The following is a 9,896-nucleotide window of genomic DNA, read 5'->3' on the forward strand; positions in this document are numbered from 1 at the left end:
ACTGAATCTGAAATCATGGAATAATCCCCTATTTGTAGGAGCATTTTCTTTTTTTGATGTATATTTGTACGTTGTAGATATGACTTGTTGCATTGTAACTCTTAATGATGTGGTGTCTTTAAAGTTACTAAAAAGCAAACATATCTACAACTTTTAATAGGATTAAGAAAGAAGAAGACAGTTGAAATAAAAAAGAGATTACCACCAAATTTGACGAAGAACCAATATTATCCCTTTTTGCCCGACATAATTATTCGGAACAAACAAATCAAATGTTTTACAGGTGGTTGGTTGATAATGAATATGAAAAAGAAAAGGATGAAGCATTACAGGAGCTTTATCTAGAAGCAAGAAAAAAAGGAAAAGTATTCGACTTGGAGAAATCATTGGAACGTTGGAAGTTAGATAACAATCTTACACATGTTCAACCTCAACAAAAGTCCGATAAAAAACTGTTTATGCGATTGTGGCAATCGGTAGCTGTTATATTATTAATAGTATCTATATCTTTAGGATATCTGCTTTGTAAGGCAGAAAAAGACGATTCAGGAATAACTCAGCAATGCATATCGGGCACTCAGATGAAGACATTTTTTTTGCCTGACGGAAGTCGGGTAAGCATGAATTCGAGGAGTATGTTATTATATCCCGAACAATTTACAGGAAAGTACCGTAGTGTTTTTCTAATTGGCGAAGCTAATTTTAAAGTAAAAGCTAATAAAAACAAACCGTTTATTGTCAAAACCAATGATTTTCAAATAACAGCTTTGGGAACCGAGTTTAATGTATCCGCATATACTGAAGATAATAATGTTTTTACAACTCTAATAACAGGGAGTGTTCTTGTGGAATTTGACGACTTGGGCAAAAAGAAGTTGCTTAAGCCAAATGAACAATTGGTGTATAATAGGAAGAGCCGTCAAGATACTCTGACTTATCCTGATATGAAAGATGTGACAGCATGGCAAAAAGGTGAGTTGGTATTTAATCGAAAGACTATAACGGAGATTATAACGATATTGGAACGTAAGTACGATTGTAAGTTCTTTTATAATCAGCATAGCTTAAAGAATGATCGTTATAGTTTCAGGTTTAAAGATAATCCACTTTTGTCTGAAGTTATGGATGTTATTGTTGATGTAGCAGGAGATTTATGTTTTAAGATAGAACATGATAAATGCTATATTATGCAGAAATAATTTTGATATTAGAAAGTTAAAGCGGTGGAAGGTATGTCGAATAACTAAAACGGAGAAAGGAGGAATTATTAAGCTTTTAGAACGCATTACCTAAGCGAAATAGTAACCATATAAAAAGTAATACTATATGAAAAATTTGAAATACTTCTTGTTACTCGTTGTAGCAATGGTGGCAGGAACTTTGATCATAGGTTGCAGTAGTGATGACTACATGGGAGAGGCACAACAACAAGGTACTTCGCCAACTACTCGCGGCGTCAGCGACAAGATGCCGAAGTTGACTACTTATATTGAAACTAATGATGTAAATCCTCTAAATGCAGGAGAGTACTATTTTACAGGTACGGATCCGCAAGAGCAGGTGATTGATAATGTGATTCTGTTTGCTTCTAATATTCGGGGTGCGGCTAGTACTGTTCAATTGTATCATAACAATAATCAGTCTCATATATTGACCAATGCCGGTACGCTTATCGCTCCTTTACAACAGAAAGGTATCAGAGTCTCTTTAGGGCTGTTGGGTGATCACACCGGAGTGGGGTTCTGTAACTTGACACCGGCCATGATTGAAAGTTTTGCACAACAGATTGCCGCTTGTGTTAAGCAATACAATTTAGATGGTGTGGATTTTGATGATGAATATGCAGACTATTGGAAGGCACCTTCTAATTTACCTTCACCAAGTACTACGATTTTTGGAAATCTTGTAAAAAGAGTGCGTCAGTTGTTGCCTGATAAACTGATTACAGTATTCAGTTTTGGTGGTTATACAAATTTTGATGCGACTACAATGAATGCCATTAGTTACATGTGGCCTGATTTCGGGGCGGATTGGAGTACTCCGGCCGGATTAGGGAATAGCAAATGGGCAAAGATGTCAATACACTGTACGGATGGTAGGCCAAGTGCAGGTGTGATACAAAGTAGCGCTGCAAATTATAGTGGCTATGGCGCCATTATGATGTTCAATCTACGCGAGTCCGGTCAAACAAGCTTAATGAATAACTTTGCTTCAAGAGTTTGGGGAGGCAAGACCGTATCTCGTACGACGACTATCTATGCGAAGAATTATTAAGATATCAGGACGCTCCATGTGAATGAATTGAAGACTGGAAGTGATAGACTTTCAGAGAAGGACACTTCCGGTCTTTTATAAATTAACCTGAATATACAAACTGCAGATGCCTTTCATTTGTTGATAGGCACTGCTTAATAATAAAGATATATGTGAAAAAGTATCTATGCCAGAAATCTTTCTGCCTTGGATATGAAATCGAAAATTAAAACAGATAGACATGTGTTGCGAATAAAAAAGTTAGCAAACTAATACTTAAAATTCATGTTACACAGTTATACATTGAAAAATGATAAGAAGGCAAAAGGGATAAGATTTGTGTTGTTTTTATTTATGGTTGTAATACAAGCTACAGCTTTTGCCCAAAGTGGTATGAAAATTACTATTCAAAAAGAAAATATAACTGTTATTGAAGCACTGAAAGAAGTGGAGAAGCAATCAAAGCTTTCAGTAGGATATAACGATTCGCAATTAATTGATAAACCGGCTATCAATCTCAATTTGAAAAATATTGATTTGGAAAAAGCCCTCTCGATTATCCTTAAAGGAACAGGATTTACTTATGGAATTAAAAGAAATTATATTAATATTATTCCTCAACCCAAAACAGGAGCTGTGGTTATTAAACAGGTAACAGGCAGGGTTGTTGATGAGAAAAATGAACCTCTGATAGGAGTAAATATACGGGTAGAAGGGACTGATGATGGAACTGTTACTGATTTGGAGGGTAAGTACGTCATAAAAGCTTCTATAGGTAGTATATTAAGCTTTACTTATATTGGCTATATTTCGTCTTATGTAAAAATAGCAGATAAGAATGTATACAATATACAAATGTCTGCTAACGTAGAGGCGCTAAATGAAGTCGTTGTAACTGCCTTGGGTATCAAGAGGGAACAAAAGGCTCTGAGTTACAATGTACAACAGGTAAAATCCGACCAGTTGACAAATGTCAAGGATGTAAACTTTATTAATAGCCTGAATGGCAAAGTCGCAGGAGTTAATATCAACAGTAGTTCTTCAGGAGTAGGTGGAGCTAGCAAGGTGGTGATGCGTGGTACAAAGTCGATAGAACAAAGCAGTAATGCATTGTATGTTATTGACGGTATTCCCATGTTTAATTTCGGAGGTGGCGGTAGTATGGAGAATGGTTCACAGGGAGTGACTGAGAGCATTGCCGACATCAATCCGGATGACATTGAAAGTATCTCAGTGCTGACTGGAGCAGCAGCTGCCGCCCTTTACGGAAGTAATGCGGCAAATGGAGCCATCGTTATTAATACGAAACGTGGCAAAGTTGGTAAATTGCAGGTTTCTGTGTCTAGTAATACCGAATTCGCTAAACCATTCGTACTTCCACATTTTCAAAATCGCTATGGTACAGGCAGTTCGGGAAAAGCAGGTAATTCTACTACGTTGAGTTGGGGGACTTTATTAAATGACGCATCTCGTAGAAACTATGAACCACGTGATTTCTTTGATACGGGGATAACTTATACCAATTCCGTTACATTATCAACGGGAACAGATAAGAATCAGACCTTCTTTTCTGCTGCTGCGGTTAATTCGGAAGGGATTGTACCGAACAACCGTTACAACCGTTTTAATTTCACCTTCCGTAACACTACAAACTTTCTGAATGACAGGATGAAGCTTGATGTAGGTGCAAGTTATATTATTCAGAATGACCGCAATATGACTAATCAAGGTGCTTACTCAAATCCGATAGTTCCTGTTTATTTGTTTCCACGTGGCGACGACTTTAATTTGATAAAAGTGTTCGAACGTTGGGATCCGGCCCGTAAGATTAAAACCATGTTTTGGCCTCAAGGGGAAGGAGACTTGCGGATGCAGAATCCTTATTGGATCGCTTATCGCAATTTACGGACGAATGACAAGAAGCGTTATATGCTGTCTGCCTCTTTAAGTTATGATATTACAGACTGGCTGAATATTTCAGGGCGTGTTCGGGTTGATAATTCCAGTACCAAATATGAACAAAAATTATATGCAAGTTCCAATACTACTCTTACTGAAGGTAGTGCGCAGGGATTTTATGCTATATCTAAACCTGACGAAACACAAGTGTATGCTGATGCGTTGGCAAATATAAATAAACGTTTGGGGGATTATTCTATTGTGGTCAATATCGGGGCGAGCATCGTAGATAATAAGTATGACGAATTGAGTTATCGTGGGCCGATACGTGCCAATGGTATTCCCAATGTTTTTAATGTGTTTGATCTTGACAATACGCAGAAAAAAGCACGTCAGGATGAATGGGAAGAACAGACGCAGTCTATATTTGCCAGTGCTGAAGTAGGGTGGAAGAGTATGCTTTATCTTACGCTGACCGGACGTAATGACTGGGCGTCACAGTTGGCAAACTCATCTTCTACTTGTTTCTTTTACCCGTCAATTGGACTTTCGGCTGTCGTCTCTGAGATGGTGAAACTACCTTCTTTCGTTGATTATCTGAAAGTGCGCAGTTCGTTTAGTTCGGTGGGTATGCCTTATCCTCGTAACTTGACATCGCCTACTTTTGAGTATGACGAAACTACTCAAACGTGGAAGCCGAAAACACATTATCCCATTGGTGACCTTAAACCTGAACGGACCGATTCATGGGAATTTGGCTTGGATATGCGGCTTTTCAAGGACTTTAATCTCAGTTTGTCATGGTATTTGGCTAATACGTTTAATCAGACGTTCGATCCGAAAATTTCCGTGTCATCCGGATATACCACCATCTACCTTCAAACAGGATATGTACGTAACCAAGGAGTAGAGCTTTCATTTGGTTACGGACATACATGGAAGAAAGATTTTCGCTGGCAAAGTAATTTTACATTAAGCCATAACAAGAACAAAATTATAGAATTGGTAAAGGACTATATACATCCGGAGACTGGTGAGCCTATAAATAAAGATCGGCTGGATGTAGGCGGACTCGGAAAGGCCAGATTCATATTGAAAACAGGAGGTTCGCTGGGTGACCTTTACACACAGTCTGATTTGAAGCGGGACGACAATGGAATGGTAGAAATTTCTCCTGCGGGTACATTAGTAACAGTGAATAATCGACCTGATATTAAATTAGGAAGTGTTTTCCCTAAATGTAATTTGGCATGGAACAATCAGTTTTCATGGAAAGGGTTTAATATCAGTGCTTTAGTTACTGCACGTATAGGTGGTATTGTTTATTCGGCTACTGCAGCGGCCATGGATCAATATGGGGTATCTGAAAGTTCGGCGGTTGCCCGTGATAATGGTGGGGTATTAGTGAATGGACGTAATAGGGTGGATGCGCAGACATGGTTCACGGCTATTGGTTCACAAAGTGGTCTGCCACAGTATTATACTTATAGTGCTACCAATATTCGATTGCAGGAGGCGGCTATCGGTTACACGCTTCCACGTAAATGGTTGCATGATGTGTGCGATATTCAGTTGTCTGTTGTGGGACGCAATCTCTGTATGATTTATAATAAAGCTCCTTTTGATCCGGAAGCCGTTGCAACGACTGGTAACTATTATCAAGGGATCGACTTTTTCATGTTGCCGAGTACCCGTAATGTCGGTTTGAATGTGAAAATCAACTTTTAACAGATAAAAAGTAGTTACTATGAAATATATAACATCTATCATAAAATTGCTTTCGCTAGCGCTATTGCTTATTGTTGGTTACGCTTGTACGGATAATTTCGATAAAATCAACCGGAAGGATTATCAGGTTGACAAAGAAGAGTTGGGGCGTGAAAGTTATAACGTAGGCGCCAGTCTTAAAGGATTACAAGGGTTGGTGATTCCTACGGAAGAACATCTCTATCAGTTTGTTGAAGCACTTGGCGCAGGTGCATTTGCCGGTTACATTGGTTGTACTGTAGAATGGACGGCTAAGTTTGAAACGTATAATCCGCCAATAGATTGGCAAGAAGCTCCTTTTTCAGATTTAGTCACCCGTACTTATCCGTTTTATCGGGACTTGTTGGATAAAACAGACGATCCTGTGGCGTTGGCACTGGGGAAACTGTTTCGTGTGGTCATCATGCAGCGTGTGACAGATATGTATGGTCCGATTCCTTATTCAAAAATCATTTCTAAAACAGGTAAGGTTTCTCTTACCGTACCTTATGATTCGCAGGAAGAGGTATATAAGCAAATGTTCAGTGAATTGGACGAAGTGAGTGATGTCCTTAGGGATAATCTCAATTTGAGTGCGGAAGCTTTTCGTAAATTTGATGATGTATATCAAGGCGATCTTTCCAAATGGCTCAAATTTACTAATTCACTCAAATTGCGTATGGCCATGCGCTTGACTTATGTACCGGAAATGCAGGCGGAAATACAACGAATAGCCGAAGAAGCTGTAACGGCAGGCGTAATGACGGAAATAAATGATAACGCTTTCTTGAAAGTGGAAGAAAATAGGGTTGCTATGATTTTTAATGACTGGAATGACCAGCGTGCGGGGGCTGATATTATCTCATATATGAATGGTTATAAAGATCCGCGTCGGGAAAAGATGTTCACTACAGTGAAAATGACTGTATATGATGAAAACTTCCAACCGCAAGAGGTTGATGGATACGCGGGTATTCGTATTGGCATTGATGTGACTACCAAGGATGAGATGGTAAATGCATACAGCATACCGATTATCAGCAGTACCAGTCCTTTTTTATGGATGAATGCCGCAGAAATCACTTTCTTACGTGCCGAAGGTGCCTTGCGAGGCTGGAATATGGGTGGGGAAGCTAAAGATTTATATAATATGGCGATAGCCCTTTCTTTTGAACAATATGGTCTGTCGGGCTCTGAAACCTATGCGGAGAATTCGACTGACACTCCGGAAGCGTACAATGATCCGACATTTGCCTATACTGATTGGGAAGGTCCGAGAAGTACTATTACTATTGCTTGGGAAGATGGTGCGGATAATTTTGAACGTAATCTTGAACGTATCATCACTCAAAAATGGATTGCTAATTTCCCTTTAGGTGTTGAGTCATGGAGTGAACTCCGCCGTACAGGATATCCTCATCTTATGCCGGTTATAGAAAACAAAAGTGGTGGTAGCATCAGTTCCGAGCATATGATCCGTCGTTTGTGGTATCCGCCTACAGAATATACTGAAAATCTTTCGAATATCAATTTGGCGATAGGTATGTTAGGAGGTCCTGACAATGGGGGAACGAGATTGTGGTGGGATAAGAAATCTTATCTCAATTGACGAGAGAGTTTGAATACGAATAAAAGAATGAAAAAGAATTTATATGAAAACAATAATATATAAACAATTCATTTATAGTCTTCTGTTTTTAACGGCTTTTTTATTGCCTGTTGCTTGTGATGACTGGAATGAACCTGAAATTGTAGATATTGATATTAATAGTGCGAAAGAACAGAATCCGGAACTATGGGCGCGTTATATGCAGGCATTACGTACCTACAAACAAAGTGAACATTACTTGTCATATGCGCACTTTGATAATTCTCCGGAAAAATCGCTAAATGAAGGTAGTTATCTTCGGGCATTGCCGGATTCGTTGGATATTGTGACCTTGGGTAATTCTCACCAAATCTCTGATTATGATCGGGAGGATATCCCTCTATTGCAGGAAAAGAGTATCCGGGTGCTTTATTTGATAGATTATGTAGCTCACGCCTCTTCCTTAACAGATATCACGGCATTAAATAGTTGGTTGGATAAAGAAATTGCTACGTCGGCCGAACTCAATCTGGACGGATTTGCTTTTACCGGTCTTCCGCTCTATAATGGAACTGATGCTGAATTGGCATCGTATAAAGAGAAATCACGGCTGATTGTTTCTAAATTATCTACTGCTACGGGACAGGATAAATTATTGGTATTGGAAGGAAATCCGGCTTTCGTTGATGAAGCAGACTTTGACAAATTGAATTATATTGTGTTGAATACTGCAGAGTTGACTAATGTTACCGATTTGAAATTGCAGGTGACGGGGATTCTTGCCAATAGTTTATTGTCTAAAGATAAATTATTGTTATCTGTTCAAATGGGCGGACAAGTAATTGATGAGACTGGTGTAAAACAAGAGGCTGTAACTTTAATGACTGACCGTGTGGTTGCTCTTGGTCCATTAGCTGGATTGGGAATTTATGCTATAGGCAATGATTATTATAGCCCGATAAGGAATTACGAGATTACACGAACGGCTATTCAACTAATGAACCCATCGAAATAAAAAAGAATTAATATGAAAAAGAATCTTATCATACATTTTATATTAGTATTGTTACTGAAAATAGGAGTAACAGGGTGTACCGAAGAGACTATCTCAATGAATGCGGACAGAATGCCTGACGAGACGGCTATGGATAATATTGCAGGTGCCCTGCGTAACACAACTACATTGACTAATAAAGCATTTATTGAGTTGACGGAAGGGGACGAATCTGCCACAGAGGAAATATTCTATTCACTGTCACAATCAGCCGGAAGCAGGTTGACTGTCACAGCCGTTGTAAACGAGAAGCTTGTAGAAGATTATAATGAGGAAAACAATTCCAAATTGAATACATTGCCGGCTGGGAATGTGCAGTTCGAAAATGGCGGAGTTCTTTCAATAGATACTGGAGAACAAAAATCTGCCAAAATCAAATTTACTATATCCACAGCCGGACTGAATACTGATACTTCATATCTTTTGCCATTAACTATGGAAGAAATACCTGCTGGAGTAAAAGTGGATACTAAGAAACAGGTGCTTTATTATATTGTGAATATTCGGAAAAGAATAACGACTTGTTATCCTAATAACCAGTATGAACAAATAGATATGCCGCCAATGCTACCTGATGCATTTGTTGTTTTCTATGTGAATACTTCAACTTATCAACCGTTGATAGCTGATGTTTATGGAATTCAAAAAATTAATCAGATAGATTATACTCAAACTTTACATAATATAGGTAGTATCGTGAATCTACGAATTGTGACAATGGACTATGAGTCTGCAACAGGACGTGCACTGCTCAATTTGAGTAGTGACATACGTGATGTGTTGGAAAAGGCGGATAAGTTTATTCGTCCGCTTCAGGAACACGGACGTAAAGTATGTCTTAGCATTGAAAATGGTAATAAAGGGTTTGGCTTTTGTAATTTAAACGATATGCAGCTTGCAGATTTTGTTCAACAGGTGAAAAATGTGGTAGAACTTTATCGTTTGGATGGAATAAATCTCTGGGACAAAGTGAGTACTTATAACAAGGAAGGTATGTTTGCTATGAATACAGTCTCTTATCCTAAACTAATAAAAGCATTGCGGGATGCACTTCCTGAAAAGTTGCTGACAGTTGTTGATAAAGGAGAAGCTACTGAATATTTTTATGATGTAAATCGATGTGGCGGCATTGAGGTAGGTAAGTATATAGACTATGCGTGGCATGCGTATGATAGTGGAAAAGAAGTGGTACAGATTATAGAACCATGGGACGCAGAGCATCCTTATAGTGAATATACTCGTAAACCTATTATAGGGCTGGCACCGGAATGTTATGGAAGTCTGGTTATTCCATTATATGAAAAAGGAGAAAATCCTTTGAGAGATAAATCGCAATATAGGATGGTGGATTGGAAA

General features: G+C 38.6%; 6 protein-coding genes. All 6 read left to right on the plus strand.

Translation table 11 applies throughout. The features are described 5' to 3' along the window. Nucleotides 1-272 precede the first annotated feature (272 nt). Nucleotides 273-1,199 carry a FecR family protein gene (locus tag HMPREF9010_RS02910; RefSeq protein WP_008651271.1) on the plus strand — a complete coding sequence of 309 codons (927 nt, stop codon included), beginning with the start codon at nucleotides 273-275 and terminating at the stop codon, nucleotides 1,197-1,199. Nucleotides 1,200-1,326: 127 nt separating this feature from the next. Then, nucleotides 1,327-2,274 (plus strand): glycosyl hydrolase family 18 protein, encoded by a 948-nt coding sequence (locus HMPREF9010_RS02905; RefSeq protein WP_032852917.1) that lies wholly within the window; start codon nucleotides 1,327-1,329, stop codon nucleotides 2,272-2,274. A 264-nt stretch (nucleotides 2,275-2,538) separates the two neighbouring features. Further along, on the plus strand, nucleotides 2,539-5,880 hold the full coding sequence (locus tag HMPREF9010_RS02900; RefSeq protein ID WP_008651276.1) for a TonB-dependent receptor: 3,342 nt from the start codon (nucleotides 2,539-2,541) through the stop codon (nucleotides 5,878-5,880). A 19-nt stretch (nucleotides 5,881-5,899) separates the two neighbouring features. Then, entirely contained in the window at nucleotides 5,900-7,507 is a 1,608-nt protein-coding gene (locus HMPREF9010_RS02895; protein ID WP_008651277.1) for a RagB/SusD family nutrient uptake outer membrane protein, read from the plus strand. A gap of 43 nt (nucleotides 7,508-7,550) precedes the next feature. Beyond that, entirely contained in the window at nucleotides 7,551-8,501 is a 951-nt protein-coding gene (locus HMPREF9010_RS02890) for a glycoside hydrolase family 18 (protein ID WP_008651278.1), read from the plus strand. Between the two features lie 12 nt (nucleotides 8,502-8,513). Continuing rightward, nucleotides 8,514-9,896, plus strand: a 1,383-nt coding sequence (locus HMPREF9010_RS02885) for a BT_3987 domain-containing protein (RefSeq protein WP_008651279.1), incomplete at its 3' end; no start/stop codon positions are given.

Origin of the sequence: Bacteroides sp. 3_1_23, from assembly GCF_000162555.1 — a bacterium.
Lineage (GTDB): Bacteria > Bacteroidota > Bacteroidia > Bacteroidales > Bacteroidaceae > Bacteroides > Bacteroides ovatus.